Origin of the sequence: Streptomyces sp. XD-27 (assembly GCF_030553055.1) — a bacterium.
GTDB lineage: Bacteria > Actinomycetota > Actinomycetes > Streptomycetales > Streptomycetaceae > Streptomyces.
Window position 1 is genome coordinate 5,648,702 of sequence record NZ_CP130713.1, and the last position, 21,861, is coordinate 5,670,562.

Sequence of the window (21,861 nt, forward strand, 5' to 3'; positions counted from 1 at the left end):
CCCGGCCCCCTTTTCACGGGAGCACCTGCTCCCAGAAGCGGTCCAGCACGCCCTCCAGGAACTCCCGTCCCGAGTCGCCCGACGCCGCGGCGCTGTCGCCCTCGCCCCAGTTGAGGGAGGCGACCATGCGGGCCTGGTACTCGCCGTGCAGTTGCTGGAGTACGGCGTCGATGCGGGTGCGCGGCAGCGGCACCACCTTCGCGACCGGGCGCGTGTACGCCTGCCAGCGGGTGGTCGCCGCGCTGCGCAGCAGGTCCGCCAGCTTCTCGTCGCGCCCGGTCAGCTCGAACTGGTCCGGCAGGGAGAGCCCCAGCACCTCGCCGAGCAGCACGTCCTGCCGCTCGTCGCCCGGCCACCGGCCCGTACGCTCCGCCTCCTGGTACGCGGGCAGGCCCATCCCGATGCGATGCGCCACGTCCTCGGGCGCCAGCCCGCGCGCCATACGGTGCTCACGCAGTGTGGTCGGCGTCGCCATCAGGTCCGCGGGCGCACACCACAGGGCCCCGGCCAGTGCCGCCAGCTCCGTCGTGCCGGGCGCGGTCTCGCCCCGCTCCCAGGAGGCCACGTCCGCCGGGGGCACCCTGAGTCCGTAGGCCGCCCACATGCCGTGGGACACGTGGGCATGCGTCATGCCCAGCGCCTCGCGCAGGCGACGGGCGGCCGGGGCGTTGAACGGCGGTGGTGGCTGGTGCACGCGCACAACGTAAGGTCGGCCGCCGGGCCGGGTACACCCTCCGATCGCCCAAGCCCGCACGTCGTACGAAGGTACGGGAACGGGGACGGGGGTGGGGCCTGGCGGAGGCAGGAACCGGGGGCCTGGGCGGAGGTACGAACGGGGCCTGGGCGGAAACCTCGCCTAGCGCGCGGCGCCCTCGACCCGGTCCCAGAAGTGGTGCACGATCCCGTCCAGGAACTCCCGCGCCTGCACCGCCGCGTTGTCCGCCACCGCGCCCCGGCTCAGCGTCGCCGCGATCCGCACCTGATAGTCCGCGTACAGGGACTTGAGTGCCCCTTCGAGCTGCGGCTTGGGCAGCGGCACCAGCTTGCCGACCTTCTTCACGTACGCCTGCCAGCGGGTGTCGACCGCCGACCGCAGCAGCTCGGCCAGGGCCGCGTCCCGCCCGGTGACCTCGAACAGGGCGCGCAGCGGAAGCCGGAGCACGTCGCCGAGCTGGGCGGCCTGGGCGTCGTTGCCCGTCCACGTGCCGGACTGCTCCATCCGCTCGTACTCCTGCGGGTCCATACTGATCCGCATCGCGACGTCGATCGGCGCGAGGCCCTGCGCCACGCGGTGCTCGCGCAGCGTGCTCGGCGACCCCAGCAGGTCGCCCGGTGAACACCACAAGGCCCCCGCCAGCGCGGTGAGTTCGGTCTCGGTGGGGAACGCCTCGCCCAGCTCCCAGGCGGCGACGGTCGCGGGGTGCACCTGGAGGCCGTACGCGGCCTGGATGCCATAGGAGACGTGGGCGTGCGTCATGCCCAGCGCCTCGCGGAGTCGGCGTGCGGCACTGGGATCAAACGACGGGGGGCGGCGCTCGGCCGTATTGGACGGGTGCACAAGCGAACCGTAGCGGCACGTCCGTACGTTTGCATGACGCGTCCGTATATCGTCCCTACATCGTCATGACCCTGCCATCAACCCTTGACCGAACCGCTGAGCGCGAATCCCCCGCCCAGCCGCCGGGCGATGAGGACATAAAGCAGCACAACCGGGGTCGAATACAGCAGGGAAAACGCCGCGAGCTGGCCGTAGGCGATCGAACCGTAGTTGCCGAAGAACGTGAAAATGCTGACCGAGGCCGGAAGCTGGTCGGGTGAGAGCAGCAGCATGAAAGGGACGAAGAAATTGCCCCACATCATGATGAAGCTGTAGATCGTCACCACCGTGATGCCCGGCCCCATCAGCGGCAGGATGACCCGCGTCAGCGTCTGGAGCCACGACGCCCCGTCCGTCCACGCGGCCTCCTCCAGCGCCACCGGGACCCCGTCCATGAAGTTCTTCAACAGCCAGACGGCGAAGGGGAGTTGCGAGGCGGCCAGGAAGAGCGCCGTGCCGTACAAGGTGTCGATGAGATCGGTCTGTACGAACAGCCCATAGACCGGCACCATGATCGCCGTGATCGGCAGGCACGTGCTGAACAGGATCGTCAGCAGGTACGGCCGCACCAGCCGGGACTGATACCGGGAGAGCGGATAGGCGGCCGGCGCCGCGCAGCCGACCGTGACCACCGCCGCGCCGCCGCACATCAGCAGGCTGTTGAGCATCGGCGTGAAGGTGATCTCGTCCGTCCACACGGCGGAGAAGTTGTCGAGGGTGGGCGAGCCGGGCGCCTCGACGCGGAGGGACGCCTCCGCGTCCACGGAGGCGAACACCAGCCACAGCAGCGGGACGAGGAAGGCGGCGGCGACGGTCAGCAGCGCGAGGTCGGCGGCCAGCCGGCGCCGCCTGCGGCGAGAGCGCCGGACGGGGCGGGCGGGACCGGCGGCGGGTAGGGACGCGGGTGAGGGTGCGGCGGGCGCCGCGGACACGGCGGGCATCCGTCCATGGAAGCGCCCGCCGTGCCGTTGGGGAAGACGGCACGCACCCGTTCGACGGGGTGGTGGCCCGGCGACCGGGCGGTCCGCTGTCCGCTATCCCAGGAAGTCGGCGGCGGCCGCCACGAATCGGGCGGGATCGTCGAGCCAGGGGAAGTGCCCGGCCCCGGGCTGCATGACGAACGCGGCGTCCGGAAACAGCTCGGCGAACTCGGCCATCGCCTCAGGCGGGGAATTCAGATCGACCTCCCCGGCGAGCAGGAGCACCGGCGAGCCGAACCGCGCGAGCGCCGCGCGGGTCGCGTCCGGCGCGAAAGCGCCTTCTGCGCCGAAGACGGCCGCGGCGTCGTTGTTCCTCTGCTCGGCCCCGGCGGCCTGATGGGCCTGAGCCGCCTCGTCCCAGCGTCCGTAGAGGAACGGCGCGATGGCCTGCCGGGAGTCCGCGCCCGCCGTGCCGGCCATGACCGCCTCCAAGGCCGCGAACGCCGCCGGGAACCACGGCTCGTCCTTGCGGAGCAGCGCCGTCTCGCGCCGGACGTCTCCGGTGACGGTGATCCCGACGGCCGCGACGCTCGGCGTGATCAGCGCGAGCCTGCCGACGCGCTGCGGATGGCGGCCGACGTACAGGGCGGCCAGGTTCGCGCCGGCGGAATGCCCGAGCAGGTCGATCCGGTCGAGGCCCAGGTGCTCGCGCAGGGCCTCCACGTCGTCGACAAGCCGGTCGCAGCGGTACGAGGCCGCGTCCCGCGGTGTCGCGGACCGGCCGGTGCCCCGCAGATCCAGCGTGATCAGCTGCCGGTGCGCGGAGAGCCCGCCGAGGTCGTCGAGGTAGGCGGACGCCTGCATCGGCCCGCCGGGCAGGCAGACCACGGGAGCGCCGTGTCCCGAGACGTGGTAGGCGAGCTCGGTCCCGTCATGCGCGGAGAAGGTAGGCATGGCGAGACCTTGTCACCGGCGTTCGGCAAGGGCAATCGGATTCCCGCCCCGCCCCCGCTCAGGCGCGGTCGGCTGACGGCCGGGGGCGCGCGCGGACCCCCGTACCGCGCGCCCCGATCGACGTCGGTGAACGTCCTTCCAGCCTGCCGGAATTCGGCCGTCGAGTCGTGAGCGCTGAGTGCACAACCGTGTTGGCGATCAGTTCACTCATCTCCGTGGAGGGCCTGCCGCCGGTGATCCTGGGGAGTTGTGCCGTAGGCGGCGCGGTAGGCGCGGCTGAAGTCGGTCGCGCGGGGGAAGCCCCAGCGGGCGGCGATGGCGTGGATGGGGGTGGCGTGCCGTGCCGGTTCGGTGAGATCGCGGCGGGCCCCCTCCAGGCGCAGGCGGCGGATCCACGCGGCGACCGTGGACTCCTCGTCCCGGAAGAGGCGGTGCAGATAGCCGGTGGAGATGTGGTGCGCGGCGGCGACGGTGGCCGGGGTGAGGCGCGGATCGTGCAGGCGCTCCCGGATGAACGACTTGATGCGCAGGACGAGGGCCCGCCGGTGGGTCTCCGGGGGGAGGCAGCCTTCGGCTTCGAGCGTGTGGGCGAAGAGCGCGGCGACCAGATCGACCAGGACCGTGCCCAGCCGGGGCCGGTCGGCGGGCTGGTACGGGGTCGTGTCCGCGATCAGCTGGGTGAGGAACCCCGCCAGCAGCGCACCCATCCCTTCCCGGCCCGACACCGGCGCCCCGACGATCCGGCCGGCCGTGTCGCGCGGCAGCGGCAGCAGGGCCTTGGGAACCTCCAGCGCGACCGTCTGGACCGGTTCCCCGCTGCTGTGGACGTCGTTCGGCAGCGAGGAGGAGTTGATGAACAGGTCGTACGGCTTGTACGCGGTCTCCCGGTGCCGCCACACGCCCGCCCCGCCCCGCGTACGACGAGCGACACGTGATACGTCTCGGGGTCGGACTGCCGGATCAGCTTCGGCGTGCGCCGGAAGACCAGCGGCTGGAACGTGGCGGACCACACCGTGACGGCACCGAGGTCCAGCACGTGCTGGGCGGCCCGGAAGTCGTCGGCGTGGTCGCTGCGCAGCTCCATGGGGGCATGGGTACGGGCCAACAGCTCGACCCAGTAGTCGAACCGGTCCGCCCGGCACACGTCCTCACTCCGGAACACCATCTCGTCCAGCATCTGTCTGTTCACCGTCTCTGAAACCGCTGATCAAAAGGGCCCCACCGGGTGATACACGGTGGAGTGGACGCCCCGGTTCCACGGAACCGGGGCCGCGAAGCGGAATCGACGGGCGGAGCAATCAGCCTCTGGACGCGGGGGGCGGTTCTGCGCCGGTATGTCTGCCGGACCGAAGGGTGGCGAGGCCGAAGGCCAGTCCTCCGGCGATGAACCAGGGGTTCCAGAGGGCCAGCGTCCAGGCCCGCTGCTCCGCGCTCACGGAGGCGTCCAGGTGCGTGGTGTCGGTCAGCAGCAGCACCTCGATACCGATGCCACGGGCCAGGAGGAGGGCGCTGACGCCCCACCCCAGCCACCTCGCCGGCAGAGCGGGAACGCCCCGGAGCCTGGACCGGGCAAGCAGCCATGCCAGCCGGGCGCCGAGGAGGCAGAGCGCACCCACACCCCACAAACCGGCTACGACGAACCACAGCGGGCGCTCGGTGGCCAGCGGACCGGCGGAGACGCTCAGCCCCACATCACCGCCGACGGCCCAGTAGAAATGCAACCCGGCGAACGCGGCCGCCCACAAGCACGCGATTCGCCCCGACAGCGTGGACGATTCCGCCCCCGTTCCCGCCGGTTCGCGTTTCACCGCCTGCCCTCAAGGGCATCGCGCCTGTCAGCGCACGAGCCGTCCGCGTGCTGTGGCACCACGATGAACGCGGTGCCCTTGGTCAGGTCGATGCTGGAGCGGGGCGGCGCACCGTCGCTCTCGTCGTCCCGCTGCAGCAGTTCCACCCGCCGCTGCTCCAGCTCTACCGTCTTGTTTCCGTTCACGACCGCCGTGAATTCATCGAAGGCCGTATTCGACAACGACCGCCCCGTGCGCCTGCGCAGCCACGGCATCAAGCCCAGCCCCGTGAACCATCGCCACACGCTCTCCACCAGGGCGAACAAGGCCAGTAGGCACGCGAGCGCCGGGAACGACATGGCCCACATCGCCACAGCTGGCCCCCCCATCATCCTCAACACAGTCGACGGTCGGGAAACGACGGACGGGTCGGCGTCGTTCCCAACAGACGTGCGGATGGGGAGCCTCCGCCAGCGCCTTGTGAGTCTTGTCCAGTCACCGGTACACCGGAGAGGATCGTGGCATGTCCAGCGACCGTCTTATGCGCATCCACAGCGCCGAGTTCCAGGCCATGGCCGAGAGGGTCCTGCGGGTCACCGAGCTCACCTCCCGCCTGAACGTCCTGCCGTTCGAGGACGAAGCGGGCAAGGCGGAACTGTTCGAACAGATCCTTGGCAGGCCGCTGCCGACGAGAGTCACGATCTATCCGCCGTTCTACACGGACCACGGCCTTCGTCTGGATCTCGCGGAGCGCGTGTTCATCAACCAGAACTGCACGTTCCTGGACTACGCCGGCATCCGGCTCGGAGAGCGCGTGATGGTCGGACCAAAGGCCACGTTCATCACCGTCGGCCACCCGGTCGATCCTGAGGAGCGACGGGGGTGGCTGAGCGGCGGGCCCATCGATGTGGCAGAGAACGTGTGGATCGGCGCCGGTGCCACGATCCTTCCTGGCGTCAGCATCGGCCGTGATGCCGTGATCGCCGCCGGCGCGGTCGTGGCCGATGACGTTCCGCCGGCAAGCCTGGTGACCGGCAGCAAGGCAACCGTGCACCGACAGTGGTGACGCCCTCGCCGGGGCCACACCGAGCCCCGGACTACGGGCGGTCATCAACTACATCGGAAGCTTGGCGCCCCTCCTCGAGACAACCTGGCAACCAGCGCGGCTACTTGTTCACGCAGTAGTTGCCGAAGGTCGGGTTGAGCAGCCCGACGACGCTGATCGTGTTCCCGCAGGCGTTCACCGGCACGTGCACCGGCACCTGGATGACGTTTCCGGACACGATGCCCGGCGAGTTCGTGGCTTTGCCATCTGCGTGGGCCCCGCCGTGTGCGAGGGCGGTGCCCGCGCCGGCGAGGGTGGCGGCGGAAGCCAGTGCCGCGGCGGCGACGGCGGTACGAGCGAGCATGTCATCTCCTACGGGTAGAGGATCGTCGGACAACCCAACTGCCCGGTCGTTCGGCAGGACACGGCACCTGCGGGTGACCTGCCGAACGAGCGCGTCATCCATCCGTGGTCGACAGGAGCGGGTAGAGGTCGGCTGCCAGGCCGCCCTCGTCGTGCGAAGTATCGGATTTCCGGAGGCCATTGAGCTATTCGCCCAGTCGGCTCATCATGCGCCCCGGCGCGGAGATCAGCGCGCCACGGACGGACAAGTTCCGCGTGTACACGCTCTCCAGGAGAATCGCCAGACTGATGTCCAGGCCATCCGCCGCGCCTTGGCAGACTCCGGAGATCGTCTGCGGATTCTTCCCGTGTGAGCATGTCATCCGGACACCGGCGCCGCTGCGCCGAAGCTCGTGGCTGCGCTTGTTCCGGTGCTCCGCATAGAGGTATTCCCGGCCCTCCGCCGCGATGCGAAGTGCCCGCCCTCGTCTGGTGAGACCCCAGGCGTTCCGGGAGAAGGAAGCCGGATTGCCGGCGACGCTCAGTTCACCTTCGGCCAGCGACGGGCGTCCGGCGTACTCGCGGCCGAAGTACGAGGTCTGCGGAAGGTGCTGCCCCGTGACGGAGGCCCGGAAATGAAGCCCCCGATAGTCGGCGCGCTCGGTGGGGTACGCCACCTCGACGGCGCCCAGGCTGCCGACCGTTCCGGACCATGTGAACACCTGGTCGCGGAGGTCGATCCGGTTCGTGCTTCCCGTGCGTTGCAGCACGAAAGAGAGTTCGCTCATGTCTGTCGTGCACATTCAGTGGCCGTAGGGCGGCTCGAAGCACCCGGTCTCCGGGAACGGGCCGTTGGTCTTCACCTCGTAGTTGGTCTTCTGCACCCACGCCGTGACGCAGGCGTCGTCGTGGACGCGAAGACCGACCTTCGCCCCCTCGGGCGTGACGTAGTGGTCGCCCTCGTAACGCTGGTTCATCCCCCGGACCGTCAGCGACCCGCCGAGCCGCTTCCCGCTCGCGCTGAATCGCTCTTCCTTGTAGCCGAGCCGGAGCAGTTCCTTGCGCACCGTCGCGGGGTCCCACTTCTTCTCTTCCCACAGCCGCTTGAGCACCGGTTCGATGCGGTCGGCTTCCTTCTGTGCGTCCTTCTCGCTGGTGGGAGACATGTCGCCCGGGTGGCGGTATGCGTTGTTCTCGTTGTGGTGCGGAGCGCCGCCCCCAGGTTCCTCGTACGGTGAGGGCCCCGCGGCGCCGGAAGCGGAGCTCTGAGGCGTACTCGTGGTGCTCTGCTCACCGCAGGCGGTGAGTGATACGGCGGAGGCCAGGAGCAGGGCCGTAACGGCGAAGGTTCGGCGCCGACCAGACATTGAAGGGCACATGGCGTGACTCTGCCATACGGGGTGTTGCGTTCACCCCGTAGCGAGTGACAACGCGACGGCGGCGCCGCACGCGAGGGACATGCCGAGGAGATAGAGCACGCCTGAGTAGGCCAGGACGCGGCGGGCCGCGAGTCGCAAGGCGGGAGGGAGGCGTGGGGTGCGCGGTGGCTTGGCGTGGGAGCGGGGGAGTCGGGGCGGTTCGTGCGTGGGCTCGGGCTCGGGGGTGGGTTCCGGGGGCTGGGTTGGGGGCGTCGGGTCGACCCGCCAGTGCCTGTGGGTGGTGACCAGGAACTGGCGGTGGGTCGGGTTCTCGCGCGTGTGAGCGATCGCCCATGCGCCGACGGGGCGGGTGTCGTCGTCGACGAGCCCGGACTCTTGCGCGCACGTGATGCACTGCGCGCCGTAGATGCCTTGAGGGGCGCCCTCGGCGGTCTCGGGGCCGAGCATCCACTCAGCGCCCTTGATGACGGTGTGGTCCATCGTGGGCTCCCTCCTCGGCTCGTTGTACGAGTTCGGTCTCGGTGATCAGCGACTTGCGTTCGGTGTGGTCCTCCAGGCGCGACCAGACGTAGGCCTGATCGGCGTCCACGCCCGCCCACCCGCTACCGACCTGGACCACGACGCCCTCGAACGGCTCGGGCCGCTCCCAGCGGAGCCGTTCCGGGTGGACGTAGGAGAGGCCGCGTACGCGGTCACCGATACGGAAGGGCACTTTGTCGTTTAAGTGTTCGGATGGCTTGTATGCAGGCATAGCTGTCCCTGGGCGCAGAGTTAGGGGTTTCGCCCTCTTCGTTCTTCGGGCTCAACTACCGTGGCGCGTAGCGGTGTTAATCCGCAAGGGAATCCAGGTGGCTTCAGCCCTCGCTGGGAAAGTGGCACATGCCTCGGCGAGCACATGGGCTGTTGCCGCGGACGCAAGGCGCGGCAGACTGAGCACAACGACCCGAGAGGCACGCACATGGCCCCACGAGCCAGGCCAACAGCACGGCGCATCGCACTTGGCCAGGAGCTCCGTCAGTTACGGAAGCAGGCCGGACTCACGCTTGAACAGGCTGTTCGCGGGCTGCCGTTCAGTGAGACCAAGCTGCAACGCGCCGAGACCGGGTTACAGGATCTGCGAACCTCCGGCGTCCTGCGCAAGCTGCTTGTTCGCTACGGCGTCACCGACGAGGACAAGGTCGAGAAGCTTCTGGCGCTCCAGCGAGAGGCGTCCAGCCAGGAGTGGTGGACGCGGCCCGCGAATCTGCTGTCATCCGGACTGGCGAGGCGCATTGCCACCGAGTCCGTCGCCCAGGAGATCCACGCGTTTCATCCGCTGCTCGTCCTGGGTCTTCTCCAGACCGAGGCATACGCTCAGGCCCTCTTCGACCTCTACAAGCCGATCGAGGAGCACACGACGGAGTTCGTGCAGGAGAACGTCGCGGCTCGGATGAAGCGGCAGGAGCCTCTGACGCGAGACGACGAGCCGCTGAAGTTCTGGGCGGTGCTTTACGAACCAGCCTTGCGCTACACCATCGGCGGTGTCGACGTGATGCGCGAGCAGTATGACGCGATCGCCAAGCTGGTGGCGCGCGACAACGTGAGAGTCCAGGTGCTCCCGCAGACGCACCGGGGGTACCTGCCCCCGCACGACTTCAGCATCATGCACCTCGGCGAAGCCCTGCCGTCGACGATTCAGGTGGACACCGCCTGGGGCAGTTCGGCGTACGCCGACAAGCCCCGCGAGGTCGGGAGGTTCACCCGGATGTTCAATGCCTTGGTGGCGTCAGCCCTGCCGCCCGAGGACACCCCGAAGTTCCTGCAACGACTAGCACGAGAGACCACGGAATGAGTACCCATACCTACAACTGGTTCAAGTCCTCCCACAGCGCCGGCAACAGTAACGACTGCGTAGAGGTCGCCAACCTCATACACACCGCCAACCGCGGCGTCGCCATCCGCGATTCCAAGAACCCCGACGGCCCCTCCCTCCTCGTCACCCCCGACGGCTGGGCCTCGTTCATCTCCTCCGTCCGGCGCGGCGAGTTCCCTACCCCGTAGGGGCCGTCCCCGCCGCCACCCGGAGGCGGGCGTGCACGATGCCCAGCGTGTCGTCGATGAGGCGGGTCGCCGACGGGCGGCTGGTGGGGATGGTGACGGGGGCGCGCGTCAGCGCGGTGCCCCGGCTCTCGACGGTGTCCATGAGGAGTTGCACGGCGGCCAGCGGGGGGCGGAGCAGAAGCTGTCCCTCCGGGGTGGCGTGGGCGAGTGCCTCGTCGGCTGCGGTCACGGCGGTCCGGGCCCGCTGGCAGGCGTGTGCCAGCAGGGCTCGGACGGCCGGGGTGTCGCGGCCGGATTCCAGATCCCTGCGGGTGACGCCGAAACGCGCCAGATCCACCTCCGGCAAGGTGAGTTTGCCTGCGCGTAGATCCGTGGCCAGGTCCGCGAGGTCGTCCACGCGCTGTACCGCGTCCACGGCCAGCCGCGCCCAAGGGCCGGGGCCGGGCATGTCGCCGCCCCCGGGGTGACAGACGGCCAGCATGAGGCGAATCACGGGCAGGCCCGCGTGGTCGACGTAGTCGTAGTAGTCCTGCTCGGTGGCGTATCCGGTGCAGCAGAGCTGCTCGGCCTGGGCCGCCAGATAGGTGTGCACGTCGTCGTGCGGAATGCCGCGCGCGGCCATCGTGTGGAGGAAGGCGCGCAGGTACGGCTCGTGGGCCCGGCCAGTGGCCAGGCCGCTGCGGACCCGGTCGGCCCACAGGCGGAACTGCCCGTGGTCGCGCTGGTGCACCGGCGCATCGACCAGGCTGTCTCCATGGGTGCCGAACAGGGCGAGGGCAAACAGGTGGGGTTGCCACCGGGCCGGCAGCAGTAGCCGGACGCACGCGTACTCGGCCGGGTGCCGTCGGGCCAACTGCCGTGCCACCTGGGTGTAGTCGTCGCGCGTCCGGTCGTCACGCAGTCCGGCGGTGTCCAGCGCGTGGTTCCACGGTGCGATCACCCCCGGCAGGCGCAGCCACGAGGGAATGCTCCGGATCGGTACGTACGGGACTCTTGTCACAAAGGGACGGTATCCGTCGGAGCCGCCTGTCACACCTCTGTGCGCAGCAGCCGCAGGTACACCGCCGAGAACAGCGCGCCCACCAGCAACAGCAGCAGTGCCACCGCCGTGCCGTAGCCGATCAGGGCCTTCATGAACGCCTGGTCGTACATGAACACCGGCAGGGTCTGGCTGCGGTTGCCGGGGCCGCCGCGCGTCATCGCCCAGATCAGGCCGAAGACGGAGAGTGTCTGGAGGGTGTTGAGCATGAGGTTGGTGCCGATGGAGCGGCGGATCATCGGCAGCGTGATGTACCACAGCCGCCGCGCGCCGCTCGCCCCGTCGACCTCCGCCGCCTCCGTGACCTCCTGGGGGATCTCGGCGAGCGCCGCCGAGTAGACGAGCATCGAGAACGCCGTGCCGCGCCAGACGTTGGCGAAGGACACGGCCAGGATGGGCATGGTGTACAGCCAGTTCTGCGACGGCAGGTGCAGCCAGTCCAGGACCGCGTTCAACGTGCCCTCGCGGCGGAAGAAGGCGTACAGCAGGAAGCCCGCGACGATCTCCGGCACCACCCAGGCCGCGATGACCACCGACCCGGTCAGTGTCCGGACCGGTCGGGACGCGCGGCGCATCAGGGCCGCCAGCACCAGCCCCAGCGTGTTCTGGCCGACGACCGCGGAGATGACGGTGAAGACGAAGGTCAGGACGACGGCGTTGCGGAAGTCCGGGTCCTGGAAGGCGCGCTGGAAGTTGTCGAAGCCGACGAAGTGGGTGGAGGAGGAGCCGGTCAGCTGCATGTCGGTGAACGCGATGTACACGCAATAGCAGATCGGCCCGCCGAGGAAGAGCAGCAGCAGGGTCGTGGCGGGGGCCAGCGGCAGCCAGCGCAGCGGGCCCCGGCGGCGTACGTCGCGCGCGGCACGGCGGCGTGCCGGGGGCGCCACCTCCGTCTCGACGGCGGCCTTTTCGGCGGTGGCCCTTTCCGCACCCGGCGCCATCGGGCCCGTTTGTTCCGCACCCGGCGTCATCGGTCCCGCTTCACGACGGCGCCGTCGGTGATGTCGCCGAGCTGGTCGGCGTAGGCGTCCGCGGCCTCCGCCGGGGACGCGTCGCCCGTCGTCACGGCCTCCATCGCCTCGCCGATCGCGGACGACACCTGCGGATAGACCGGCAGCGCGGGCCGGTAGTGGGTGTGCCGCACCAGTGCGGTGAAGAACGCGACGCCGGGCATCGAGGCGAGGTACTTCGGGTCCTCGGCGACGTCCTCGCGCACCGCGATCTGCGCGCCGACCACGTCCCACTTGACGGCGTTGGCCTTCGTCTGGAGGGTCTCGATGACCTTCCACGCCAGGTCCGGTTTGGTGGACTTGGCGGTGATCGACCAGGTCCAGCCGCCGGACATACTGACCGTGCCGGGGGCCTGGCCGTGCTGGGTGGGCATCGGTGCCCGGCCCAGGACCTTCGACCACTCGGGCCAGGGCTTGCCGCCGGTCTCGATCCAGTTCTGGCCCATCCAGGAACCGTCGAGGGCGATGGCCAGTTTTCCCTCCGGCAGCCATTCGTTCGCCACGATGGTGCCGACGTTGGCGTCGAGGGCGTCGGAGGCGTCCGGGCCCAACTTCTCGGCGAAGACGGTCCGTACGAAGCCGAGGGCGTCCTCGAAGCCCTTGCCGCCGGCGACCCACTTCTTCTCGCCGGGGTCGTACAGCGGGTTCTCGCCCGTGCCGTACAGCAGCATCTCAAAGCCCTGCATGACGGCCGCCTCGCCCGGGGCCTTGCCGGTGTAGACGTTGAGCGGGGTGACGCCGGGGACCTTCTTCCTGATGGTGCGGGCGGCCTGGAGGATCTCGTTCCAGTTCTTGGGGTGCCAGTCGGTGGGCAGTCCGGCCTTGGCGAAGACCTCCTTGTTGAACCACAGGCCGCGGGTGTCGGTGCCGTCCGGGACGCCGTAGGTCCTGCCGTCCTCCGCCTTGGCCGCGGCCTTCGCGGTGTCGACGAACTGGTCCCAGTCCCGCCACGACTTCAGGTGGTCGTCGAGCGGGCGAAGGTACCCGGCCGCGATGTCGGAGTTGATGCGGAAGGTGTCCTCGTAGACGACGTCGGGCGCGGTCTTCGCCGACCGCATCATCTGCTGGATCTTGGTGGCGTAGTCGTTCTGGGACGCCTGGATCGGGATGAGCTTGATCTTCTTGCCGGGATGGGCCTTCTCGAACTGCTTCTTGACGCCGTCGAGGAAGCGGTCCTGGAACCGGATCTTGTTGTCGGTGCTGCGGTTGTACGCGACCTTGACGGTGTCCGGATCACTCCCGGTGCCGCCGCAGGCGGTGAGCGTGGCGGCGGCGGTGGCGGTGAGGGCGGCGGCGAGGATCAGCGGGGCGGTGGGGCGCACGGGCACGACCTCCTTGGAGCCTCGGTGGGCTGCCCCGTGACGCTATGGTCGCTCTCGGTGAAAATCAATCCCCGGGGCGGCCGGTCGCGACCTGCGGCCCGCCACCGAAACACCTGAGCAGGTGTCAGCAGACGTCGCGGTACGGCACCTCCGGGATGTACGTTTTCCAGTCCGCGCGGGACAGGCCGCCGCCCGCGCGCTCGCAGACGGTGGCGGTGACGCGGTCGGGGTCGATGGCGTACGAGCGAGGGGATACGTGCTCACCGGCCACCAGCAGCGTCCGGTCGTCCTCGCTGAACGCGACGGCCTGGATGCCGTCGCCCGCGGTGGGCAGCGGGCCGCCGAGGGGGCGGCCGGAGGCGGTGTCCCACAGCCGCACGGTGCCCTGGTCTCCCGCCACGGCGAGCAGGGTGCCGTCGTGGGAGTAGGCGAGGGCGCCCGCCGACTCCTCTCCGTGGCCCAGATCCGAGTACGTGCCGGTCAGCGAGCCCAGACGCCGTGTCACGTCGCCGTCGTACACGGTCACCCGGCCGCTGCGCTCGCCCATGGCCAGCCGGTTGCCGTCGGGGCTGTAGGCGAGCGAGAGGGCCTCTATCTGTCCGACGTTGTTGTGGGTCCAGCGGCCCGACGGCAAGGCGAAGCTCATCCCGTGGGTGGTGGCGAGCCGTCGCCCGTCGGGCCGTACCGCCATCGCATCGCTCGGAGGGGTCGACCAGCCGCCTCCGCTGCCGTACTCCGGTTCGGCCCTCCGCACCGCCTTGGTGCGGCGGGCTACGTCCCACTTCTCCAGAGTGGCTCCGGGGCCCTGCCGCAAGGCGAGCAGGAAGGCGCCGTCCGAGCTGAGCGCGATCGAGTCGAGGCCGGTTGTCCGCTTCTTCTGCGAGGAGAGCACGAGGTCCGCCCGTTCACGGTTCCGGCGCAGGTCCCAGAACCTGATCCGCTCCGGGGGCAGCGGCTGCTCGCCCTGCTCCGCGCCCACCGGGTCCGCAAGGCTCAGCCTGCCGACCCCGTAGGCCAGGGTCCCCCCGTCGCCGCTGAACGCCATGTGCGCCCAGCACACCTCGTCCGGGCGGTCGCCCGTCCCGCAGTAGAGCGGCGGCAGAGCGGTCGCCCGGCCCCCACCGCCGGTGGGCCGCAGTTCGAACCGCATCCGCTCTCCGGCGCGGCGGGCCATGACGACCAGGCGTCCATCCGGGCCGATCCGGGATCCTTCGGAGGGGGCCTGGTGCCATGGGGAGGCCATGGCGTCGCCCAGGAAGAGCGTGCGAACGACGGCGGACCCGGAGCCTTCCCCCTCCCGGTACCGGATCACCCCGTGATCCGGATCCAGCCGGAGGTCCGAGACGTCCTCGCCGACCGCGCGATTCCGGTAGACCAGCTCATATGAGTCGGGGAGGATCCGCCACAGCAGGATCTTCTCGTCGTCCACTGCCGCCACGAACCGTCCGTCGCGGCTGAACCGGACCTCGCCCAGCAGGCCGTCGTGGTCCAGCCGGGGCCGTTCCCTCCCCGACCGCAGGTCCCAGCTGCGCAAGCCCTCCTCGACCGCCACCAGGCTGTGACTCCGCGGATCGAAGAGCAGCTCCGACACCCTGCCGAGGTCGTCGTCGCTGACGCCGCACAGCGCGCGCGATACCGCCGGCCTGCGGAGCGTACGCACCTCACGTCGTGCCCCGACGTCCCACACCTCCAGGGCGTTTCCCCTGCACAGTGCGACGAACCGGTCGTCCGGGCTGACGGCCGACGATGCGACATACGCGCCCTTGCGCTGGAACACCACGCGCCCCTGCCGCACATCCCACAGCCGGACCCCCTCCTCGCTCTCGAAGAGGAGCGTGCGGCCGCTGGGGGCATAAGCAACGGTCTCGTCGACGGAACGAAGACCGATGGGCGGGCCGACCGGTTTCCCGGAGGCGAGGTCGCGGATCCGCAGCCGGTCGCCCGCGGACATCACCACGTGCCGACCGTCCGGGGAGAGATCCGCCAACTGCTCCTCGCCGGTCACCCGGAAGCCGCCTGTCTGCCGGTGGGCGGCCCCGTCCCAACCCCGCACGCGGTCGGGCGCGGCCGTCACCAGCCTCCGCCCGTCGGCGCTGAGCACCAGCCGGCTGTCGGCGCCCGCTCCCGGCAGGATGAAGGCGTCCTGCTCGCGCTGCGCGACAGCGCCCAGCAGCGCCGCCCGCGCCTCCACCGTGTGGCTGATCCGCCACGCCGCCGCGCTCAGCCGCATCGCCGTCGCCGGGTCCGTGGCGCGCATGTTCTCCGCGATCGACGCGACGCGGCGGGAGGTGGCCTCCGCGCGGCGCTGGTCGCCCTCGCGGTCGGCCTGCCAGGCGACCGCGCCCGCCACCACGGCCAGGACGAGCAGCAGGGACAGCGTGCCGATCGCGGCCCGCACGCGGCGGCGCTCGCGGGTGCGGCCGCCGCGGCTCGCGGTGAGGAACGCCCGTTCAAGGGAGGTGAGGTCGCCGCGCTCCGGTTCCGAGCCGAACGCCTCCTCCGCCTCCGAGCCGAACGCCTCCTCCGCCTCCGCCAGCCGCGCCCCGCGATACAGCGCCCCCGGGTCGCGGTCCAGCTCGTCCCACGCCCGCGCGGCCTCCGTCAGCTTCCGGTGGACGCGCAGCCGTCCGCGGTCCTCCTCGATCCAGCCGCGCAGCCGCGGCCACGCCGTGATCAGCGCCTCGTGGGCGAGGTCGACGACGCCCTTGTCCACCGTGACCAACCGGGCCCGTACCAGGCGCTCCAGGACCGCCGCCGCGTCACCCGACCCGGTTGCGAGCTCCGCGCGGTCCACCGGGCGCCTGGTGTCCTGGGCGCCCTCGCCCGGGGTGATCAGCCGGAGCAGGAGGCGGCGGGCGAGGTCCGCCTGGTGCGGGGAGAGTTCGCCGTACACCCGCTCCGCCGTCGCGGCGATCGCGCCGTGGACCCCGCCCACGGCCTCGTACGCCTCCTCCGTCAGCGTCCGGCCGCGCCGCCGGCGCCAGGTCTCCAGCAGGGCGTGGGACATCAGCGGCAGACCGCCCGGTTCGTCGGCGACCTCCGCCACGATCCGGGCGGTCAGGGCCCGCTCCACGATCAGGCCCGCGGCGGCGGCCGGCCGCACGATCGCCTCGCGCAGCTCGGCCCGCCCCATCGGGCCGACGAGCAGCGTGGCGTCGCGCAGCGCGGCGGTCAGCGCGCGGTGTTCGGCGCACCGGCCGAAGAAGTCGGCCCGTACGGCGACGACGACGCGCAGCCTGCTGCCGGGGTCGCGCGCGGCGAGGAGGGCGTCGATGAACTCCGCGCGCTCCGCCGGGTCCTGGCAGAGCGTGAACACCTCCTCGAACTGGTCGACGATCAGCCAGGTGTCGCCGCCTCCGGTCCTCGGGACCAGTGCGTCGCGGTGTGTACGGGCCGGGTGCTCGCCCGGCGTGAGGACGCGGATGACGGCGGGGGGCGGCGGCGGCTCGCCGGGCGCGTCCGGCGAGCGGCCTGTTCGGTCGCCCGGCTTGCCACTGCCGCGGCCGTCCGGCCCGCCGTCACCTCTGAGCGCGGGGATCAGACCCGCCCGCAGCAGCGAGGACTTGCCGCTGCCGGAAGGACCGAAGACGGCGGCGAACCGGTTGCCGCGCGCCAGGTCCGTGACGTCGGCCACGAGCCGGTCGCGGCCGAAGAAGTGTGCGTGGTCGCCCGGTTCGAAGCGGGCCAGGCCCCGGTACGGCGGTTCGGCGGCGGCGTCGTCCTCGGCCCGCTCCCCGGCCGCGGCCTCCGCTGCCTCCGCGGCCGCCTCGCGCCAGCGCGCCTCCCAGTCGGCCCGGTCCCCGCCGCATGCCTCGACGTACGCCAGCGCCACCGGCAGCGAGGGCAGCTGCTCGCCCGCCGCGGCCTGGGACAGCGTCGTGACCGAGTACCGGGCGCGCTGCGCCATCGCCCGGTAGGTCAGGCCGCCGGCCTCCTGCCGCAGCTTCCGCAGCTCGTACGCGAAGCGCTGGACCGGCCCCGCGCTCGGATCCAGCGGACTCTCACGGCGACCCACGCGTTCCCCCACCCCCGGCTTCCCCCGCGCTTGTTCTGCCTGACGCACCCCCGACCACCAGCGCTTTCGCGATTGTTTGGTCCTCCGGAAGGGGCTGCCGAACAACCGTACAGCCGCTGGAATGGCGGAGTGGTCGCGCCGTGCGTCCCTCGCGGGGGTAAGGGCGCACGGCGTGACGCCGTGTTTCGCACGCGACCTGGGAGAGGCGCAGGAATGTCCGTCCAACTTCGCATAACAACAGCGCTCATGGCGGCCCTCTTCATCGCCTGGCCGCTCATCGTGTTCGTCCCCGGGTTCGGGCCGGAGGCGCTGCTGCTGGGCGCGGGGGTGCTGGCGGTCGCCGGGTACTACGTACGGGACTAGCAGGGCCGGGGCCGCGTTCCCCCCCGGCACCTCAGCGGCTGTCGTCCGGGCGGTAGACGCTGAGGTCGCCGTAGGCCGACAGCGCGGCGGTCACGTCGTCGGGATCACGCCGCAGTGTGCTGTCCAGGAACGCGGCGGAAACGGCGGCGGTGACACGCGGGCCCTTGGTACGGCCCAGCGACCCGACGAGGGAGGGCACCGGCGGCATGTAGAGCGGGGCGTCGGTGAAGGTGAGGTGTGCCGCACCGGGGATGGTGAGCCGGTAGCTCGTCGCGGTGCTGAGCTTCAGGACCCGGGTGAGGCGCGGGATGTAGTCCGGGTCCGTGTCGGGGCCGATGGCCTGGGTGACCGCGAGCACCGGCTGCCGGAAGGAGCGGGGGGCAGGGTCGTGCGGAAAGCCGTCCAGGTCGATGACGGCGGCGAACCGCCGGTCCTGGCGGGCTGCCTGCAAGGCGGCACCGCCGCCGAGGGAATGACCGGCGGCCGCGACGCGATCCGTGTCCAGGCGACCGGTCAAAGGGCCCGCGACCTCGCCTCGGTCGAGACGGCCCAACTGCGTCAGAACGAAGCTGAGATCGGCGGCCCGGACCCCGGTCCAGCCGGCCGCCCGCTTCTCGTCCTTGTCCGGATCACCTGTCGAGTCCACCTTCGTGTCGATCCTCCGGCCGTCGGCGAGGACGACGGCGGCGGAGTCGTACGGGTGGTCAAGTCCCACGACGACATAGCCGCGGCTGGCCAGTTCCTCCGCCCAGGCCGTGTTCTGGGTGCGCACTCCGCCCAGCCCCGGGGAGAACAGCACGACGGGGAAGCGCCCGCCTCGGTCGGCCACCGCGGCGTCGAAGACCGCCTGCGTACGGGCGCGCGGGACGCCGTCGAACAGGAAGCCCGGCACGCCGGCGTAGTCCGCGAGGGCGCCGGAGACGGTGCGCGCTTCGCGTTCCGTGCGGCCGAGGTACTGGGCCCGCCGCCCGCCCGCGGGGCTCTCCTGAGCGGGGTACCAGAACTGGACCACGACAGTGCGCCGGTCGCCGGGGTCGGACGTAGCGGCCTCGGGGCGGTCCACTGCAGCACGCTGGTGCCGACCGCGAAGTCGCCCGAGGGCTCGGGAAAGACGGGTACGGGGAAGGCCCAGGCCGCCACCGGACCCGCGGCGATCAGGCCGGCGCATGCCAACGATCCCGGCAGCGCCAGCCACCACCGGGCCCGCCGCGCGGGCCGTCCGGTACGGCGTTGCCGCAGCCAGGAGATGGCGAACGGGAGGAACGCGAGAGCCGCGCCCGTACAGACGGGCATCATCTGCCAGCGCATCCCCACCACGCTCAGCACGGTCCCGGACAGCAGGACAACCGCTCCCGCGCCGAGCGTGACGGGTCGGCGGGCGCCGGGGGGAAGCCAGCGCGCCAGCACCAGCGCGACAGCCCCCAGCTCCACGAGGAACTCGAGTGGGGACAGGTGCAGTCCCGTGGTCGTGTCGGTCACACGACCATCCTTGGGAGCGATGCGCGGTGCCGCATCGCTCCCAAGTCGCGGCCGTATGCGACCTCAGTCGCATGCCAGGGCCGCCCGCCGTCAACCTGTATGCGTACTTCTGGAGGTCTTTCGTGCCGCTGTGGCGGCGCCGTGCCCCCTGCTTACGCCTCCTGGCGTTCCGCGGCCGTGGGGCCGCTCTGCTGGGCCGGGATGCGGCGTACGCATTCGATCAGGTAGTCGCCGGTGTCCGGGTCGACGGTGACGCCGTGGGTCTCGCTGCGGAAGCCGGGGAAGCGGCGGTCGAAGGACTCCAGGGCCGCCAGGTAGCGCAGGAGGGGGCCGTCGGGGGTGCCGGTGTTCTCGCCGGGCATCAGGACGGGGATGCCGGGCGGGGTGACCGTGACCATGGCGGCGGCCACGCGGTCGGCGGCGTCGGCCAGCCGTACCCGCTCGGTGCCGCCGCGGATCAGGCGCTGGTAGCAGTGCTGGGGCGGGGTGACCGGCTCGGGCAGGTCCTGGAAGGCGGTGTCGAGCAGTTCGACCAGGCGGGCCTGGCGCAGGTGGTCGTGCATCTCCTGGCACAGCTCGCGCAGGGTCCGGCCGGTGTAGCGCCGCGGGTACTCGGCGACCAGCTCGGGCAGCACGCGCTCCAGCGGCGCGTCCTCGTCGTACAGCGCCTTGAAGTCCATCAGAGCGTCCATGAGCGTGCCCCACTTGCCCTTGGTGATCCCCATGGAGAACAGGATGAGCGTGGTGTAGCTGTCGGTCTTCTCCACCACGATGTTCCTGGTGGCCAGATAGGCGGTGAGGACGCGCGCGGGAATGCCCCAGTCGGACATCCGGCCGGTGGCGTCGATGCCGGGGCAGGTGAGGGTGACCTTGACGGGGTCGAGCAGGCAGTAGCCCTCGGTCAGGCCGGTGAAGCCGTGCCAGTCGGCGCCCGGCTCCAACTGCCAGCAGGACGGCTCCGTACGCAGGAGTTCGGCCGGGGCGTCGGCGAGGGGCAGCCGCTCGCCGGTGGCCGGGTCGGTCACGGTCTCGGGCTGCCAGACGCCGAAGAACCAGCCGGGCCGGTCACCGGCGGCCGCGATGCGCCGACCGACGCGCACGACCGTCTGGCGGAAGCGGACGGCCTCGGTCACCGCCTCGTCGATCAGCCAGCGGCCCTGCGGCCCGTCCATCATCGCGGTGGCCACGTCCAGGGAGGCGATCATCGGATACAGCGGCGAGGTGGTGCCGTGCATCATGAACGCCTCGTTGAACCGGTCGTGTTCGACCGGCGCCCGGGGCGCGGGCTTGACGTGCACCATGGCGCTCTGCGACAGCGCTGCCAGCAGCTTGTGGGTGGACTGGGTGGAGAAGACGGTGGGGCGCTCCGGGCCGGGGAAGGTGTCGGGGCCCACCGCCATGCCGTACCGCCCGGCGTAGAGCGGGTGGAAGCGGGCGTAGGCGAACCACGCCTCGTCGAAGTGCAGCCGGGGCGTGCTGGGCGCCAGCGCCCGGGCCACCTGGAGGGCGTCGTAGCACAGGCCGTCGTACGTGGAGTTGGTGAGGACCGCGTACGGGGCCTCGGGGGAGACCGCCCCGTTCGCCAGCGGATTGCGGGCGATCCGGGACGCCACCGCACCGGCCTCGATCTCCGCGGGCGGCAGGGGGCCCGCCAGCCCGTAGCCGTTGCGGGTGGGGACCAGATACACCGGCCGGGCCCCGGAGAGGACCAGACCGTGCAGGACCGACTTGTGGCAGTTGCGGTCCACCAGCGCGATCTCGTCGCGGGTGACGCTGAAATGGCCGACCATGCGGTCGCAGGTGGAGTCGCCGTGCAGGACGAAGTACGTGCGGTCGGCGCCGAAGACGCGGGCGGCGTTGCGCTCCGCCGCGCCGACCGGGCCGGTGTGCTCGAACAGCGAGCCGAGCTCCTCGACGGAGATCGACAGGTCGCTGCGGAGCAGCCGCTCCCCGAAGTAGTCGTGGAAGGCCCGGCCGACCGGGGACTTGAGGAAGGCGACGCCGCCGGAGTGGGCGGGGGTGTGCCAGGAGTACTCGTGCGCGTCGTCGAAGCGGCGCAGCGCCTTGAAGAACGGCGGCAGCAGGTCCTGCTGGTAGTCGCGGGCGGCGCCGGCGATCCGTCCGGCGATGAACGCCGCGGTGTCCTCCAGCGGCCAGATGTAGCCGATGACCGTCTCCGCCACCCACAGCGGCAGGTGGTCCAGGTCCTCGCCCGCCGTGACGAGGAAGACCGGGAGGTCCCGGAAGCGCCGGCCGGCCTGGCGCAGCACGTCGGCGCCGCCGGGCTCGCCGCCGGACTTGCAGTCCCCGTCTCCCGGGAGGCCCCAGTCCACGACGGCGGCCGCCAGGCCCGCCTCGGTACGCAGCACGGCCTGCGCGTCGTCGGCGGTGGCGGCCCAGCGCACCTCGAAGCCGCCGCTCTCCAACTCCTTGCGGATCCTGCGGAGCTGCTCGGCTCCCGCGCCTCCGCTCTCCGGGAACTCGCGTACCGCGAACAGAACCGTGCCGTCGTCTGCCATGGTGCCCCTTTGTGTGTGTCGGCGATCGGCGTCTCTCGCTGAGAGGCAAC

At 71.2% G+C, this 21,861-nt stretch carries 21 protein-coding genes and 1 pseudogene; 3 read left to right on the forward strand and 19 right to left on the reverse strand.

All coding sequences use genetic code 11. The features are described 5' to 3' along the window. Positions 1-13 precede the first annotated feature (13 nt). From Q3Y56_RS24700 to Q3Y56_RS24735, 8 genes are all read right to left on the reverse strand, one after another. Entirely contained in the window at positions 14-694 is a 681-nt protein-coding gene (locus tag Q3Y56_RS24700) for a helix-turn-helix domain-containing protein (protein ID WP_369696794.1), read from the reverse strand. 162 nt (positions 695-856) lie between these two features. Further along, a complete protein-coding gene (locus Q3Y56_RS24705; RefSeq protein ID WP_304464028.1) occupies positions 857-1,477 on the reverse strand; it encodes a helix-turn-helix transcriptional regulator in 621 nt (206 codons plus the stop codon). A gap of 158 nt (positions 1,478-1,635) precedes the next feature. After that, on the reverse strand, positions 1,636-2,538 hold the full coding sequence (locus tag Q3Y56_RS24710) for a carbohydrate ABC transporter permease (RefSeq protein WP_304464029.1): 903 nt from the start codon (positions 2,536-2,538) through the stop codon (positions 1,636-1,638). A gap of 93 nt (positions 2,539-2,631) precedes the next feature. Continuing rightward, positions 2,632-3,471, reverse strand: coding sequence for an alpha/beta fold hydrolase (locus tag Q3Y56_RS24715; RefSeq protein WP_304464030.1), 840 nt, complete (start codon positions 3,469-3,471; stop codon positions 2,632-2,634). Between the two features lie 203 nt (positions 3,472-3,674). Further along, the gene (locus Q3Y56_RS24720) at positions 3,675-4,178 is read right to left on the reverse strand and encodes a helix-turn-helix transcriptional regulator (RefSeq protein ID WP_304464031.1); all 504 of its coding nucleotides are present in this window, start codon (positions 4,176-4,178) and stop codon (positions 3,675-3,677) included. Further along, positions 4,142-4,648 (reverse strand): hypothetical protein, encoded by a 507-nt coding sequence (locus Q3Y56_RS24725; protein ID WP_369696865.1) that lies wholly within the window; start codon positions 4,646-4,648, stop codon positions 4,142-4,144. Before Q3Y56_RS24725 ends, Q3Y56_RS24720 begins: the two co-directional genes overlap by 37 nt. A 121-nt stretch (positions 4,649-4,769) precedes the next feature. Next, positions 4,770-5,216 (reverse strand): DUF3995 domain-containing protein, encoded by a 447-nt coding sequence (locus Q3Y56_RS24730; RefSeq protein ID WP_304464032.1) that lies wholly within the window; start codon positions 5,214-5,216, stop codon positions 4,770-4,772. Positions 5,217-5,275: 59 nt separating this feature from the next. Then, positions 5,276-5,626, reverse strand: a complete 351-nt coding sequence (locus Q3Y56_RS24735; protein WP_304465779.1) for a DUF6191 domain-containing protein — start codon at positions 5,624-5,626, stop codon at positions 5,276-5,278. 155 nt (positions 5,627-5,781) lie between these two features. Here Q3Y56_RS24735 and Q3Y56_RS24740 point away from each other — a divergent pair, with 155 nt between their 5' ends. Next, the gene (locus Q3Y56_RS24740) at positions 5,782-6,324 is read left to right on the forward strand and encodes a DapH/DapD/GlmU-related protein (RefSeq protein ID WP_304464033.1); all 543 of its coding nucleotides are present in this window, start codon (positions 5,782-5,784) and stop codon (positions 6,322-6,324) included. A gap of 100 nt (positions 6,325-6,424) precedes the next feature. Here Q3Y56_RS24740 and Q3Y56_RS24745 read toward each other — a convergent pair whose 3' ends face one another. From Q3Y56_RS24745 to Q3Y56_RS24765, 5 genes are all read right to left on the reverse strand, one after another. Beyond that, the gene (locus Q3Y56_RS24745; RefSeq protein ID WP_304464034.1) at positions 6,425-6,667 is read right to left on the reverse strand and encodes a chaplin; all 243 of its coding nucleotides are present in this window, start codon (positions 6,665-6,667) and stop codon (positions 6,425-6,427) included. Positions 6,668-6,851: 184 nt separating this feature from the next. After that, on the reverse strand, positions 6,852-7,433 hold the full coding sequence (locus Q3Y56_RS24750) for a hypothetical protein (protein WP_304464035.1): 582 nt from the start codon (positions 7,431-7,433) through the stop codon (positions 6,852-6,854). Positions 7,434-7,448: 15 nt separating this feature from the next. Continuing rightward, a complete protein-coding gene (locus Q3Y56_RS24755) occupies positions 7,449-7,811 on the reverse strand; it encodes a hypothetical protein (RefSeq protein ID WP_304464036.1) in 363 nt (120 codons plus the stop codon). Between the two features lie 243 nt (positions 7,812-8,054). Next, entirely contained in the window at positions 8,055-8,504 is a 450-nt protein-coding gene (locus tag Q3Y56_RS24760; RefSeq protein ID WP_304464037.1) for a hypothetical protein, read from the reverse strand. Continuing rightward, positions 8,476-8,736: a hypothetical protein gene (locus Q3Y56_RS24765; protein ID WP_304464038.1), complete on the reverse strand. Its 261-nt coding sequence runs from the start codon at positions 8,734-8,736 to the stop codon at positions 8,476-8,478. Before Q3Y56_RS24765 ends, Q3Y56_RS24760 begins: the two co-directional genes overlap by 29 nt. Before the next feature lie 246 nt (positions 8,737-8,982). Here Q3Y56_RS24765 and Q3Y56_RS24770 point away from each other — a divergent pair, with 246 nt between their 5' ends. Beyond that, positions 8,983-9,855 carry a helix-turn-helix transcriptional regulator gene (locus Q3Y56_RS24770; protein WP_304464039.1) on the forward strand — a complete coding sequence of 291 codons (873 nt, stop codon included), beginning with the start codon at positions 8,983-8,985 and terminating at the stop codon, positions 9,853-9,855. Then, positions 9,852-10,064, forward strand: a complete 213-nt coding sequence (locus Q3Y56_RS24775) for a DUF397 domain-containing protein (RefSeq protein WP_304464040.1) — start codon at positions 9,852-9,854, stop codon at positions 10,062-10,064. The genes Q3Y56_RS24770 and Q3Y56_RS24775 overlap by 4 nt, the downstream gene beginning before the upstream one ends. On the opposite strand, the gene Q3Y56_RS24780 is transcribed toward Q3Y56_RS24775, so the two are convergent. From Q3Y56_RS24780 to Q3Y56_RS24805, 6 genes and pseudogenes are all read right to left on the reverse strand, one after another. Next, positions 10,054-11,064, reverse strand: coding sequence for a squalene/phytoene synthase family protein (locus Q3Y56_RS24780; protein WP_304464041.1), 1,011 nt, complete (start codon positions 11,062-11,064; stop codon positions 10,054-10,056). The two genes, Q3Y56_RS24775 and Q3Y56_RS24780, sit on opposite strands and share 11 nt — an antisense overlap. A 29-nt stretch (positions 11,065-11,093) precedes the next feature. After that, positions 11,094-12,044 carry a carbohydrate ABC transporter permease gene (locus tag Q3Y56_RS24785; protein ID WP_304464042.1) on the reverse strand — a complete coding sequence of 317 codons (951 nt, stop codon included), beginning with the start codon at positions 12,042-12,044 and terminating at the stop codon, positions 11,094-11,096. 26 nt (positions 12,045-12,070) lie between these two features. Beyond that, complete coding sequence (locus Q3Y56_RS24790; RefSeq protein WP_304464043.1) at positions 12,071-13,435, reverse strand: ABC transporter substrate-binding protein; 1,365 nt, start codon at positions 13,433-13,435, stop codon at positions 12,071-12,073. Positions 13,436-13,559: 124 nt separating this feature from the next. Continuing rightward, positions 13,560-17,450 carry a helix-turn-helix domain-containing protein gene (locus tag Q3Y56_RS24795; protein ID WP_304464044.1) on the reverse strand — a complete coding sequence of 1,297 codons (3,891 nt, stop codon included), beginning with the start codon at positions 17,448-17,450 and terminating at the stop codon, positions 13,560-13,562. Positions 17,451-17,844: 394 nt separating this feature from the next. Continuing rightward, positions 17,845-19,292 (reverse strand): annotated as a pseudogene (locus Q3Y56_RS24800) (alpha/beta hydrolase family protein). Positions 19,293-19,444: 152 nt separating this feature from the next. Continuing rightward, the gene (locus Q3Y56_RS24805; RefSeq protein WP_304464045.1) at positions 19,445-21,811 is read right to left on the reverse strand and encodes an Orn/Lys/Arg decarboxylase N-terminal domain-containing protein; all 2,367 of its coding nucleotides are present in this window, start codon (positions 21,809-21,811) and stop codon (positions 19,445-19,447) included. Positions 21,812-21,861: the final 50 nt, after the last annotated feature.